The organism is Arsenicibacter sp. R0_47 (assembly GCF_057652235.1).
In genome coordinates this window covers 1-437 of the sequence record NZ_JBYFCJ010000121.1, presented here as the reverse complement: position 1 = coordinate 437, position 437 = coordinate 1, and the positions used below count along the sequence as shown (strand labels likewise).

1 protein-coding gene is annotated in these 437 nt (G+C 51.3%); it reads right to left on the bottom strand.

Features of this window, described 5'->3' with window-relative positions:
- Positions 1-101: 101 nt before the first annotated feature.
- A complete protein-coding gene (locus tag AC23NW_RS36290; RefSeq protein ID WP_487455606.1) occupies positions 102-320 on the bottom strand; it encodes a hypothetical protein in 219 nt (72 codons plus the stop codon).
- Positions 321-437: the final 117 nt, after the last annotated feature.

The window sequence follows — 437 nt, the reverse complement described above, 5'->3', positions numbered from 1 at the left end:
CGACTTAGTAATCAACAACTCACGATTACGGGGTATCATGGCTTGCGCTGGTTGGGAAAAAGTCAGACGCTGACACGCGCAAAAGAATAATCCTGAACGAGTTAGGGTAACGGTACAACCCGGATATTTTTCTGCTCGATTCTGGATAATTCCCTGAGTTGGCGGGCCTCATAGCGACGGTCGTAGGTGCCGACCGACGTACTATCATCATTTTTGCCCTTGTAGTTGATGTAATTCTGAAACCGGATACCACCCACTACCTGCGGGTTGATGGCCTTGCGGAAACGTGGCCCACCCTCGCTGTAAGCCAGATAATCCATCGTGTGCGTCTGCTGATTAAACCAATAGAAAAACGTATCCGGTAGTCGGTTCCGCCCCCTTCGGCCCGAAACCGGACGCGCACTTTATGATAAGGCTGCCCGTCGATCTGCGATGTA

Coding starts and splice junctions, on each gene's coding strand:
- AC23NW_RS36290 (WP_487455606.1), bottom strand. CDS start 320: ATGGATTATCTGGCTTACAGCGAGGGTGGGCCACGTTTCCGCAAGGCC.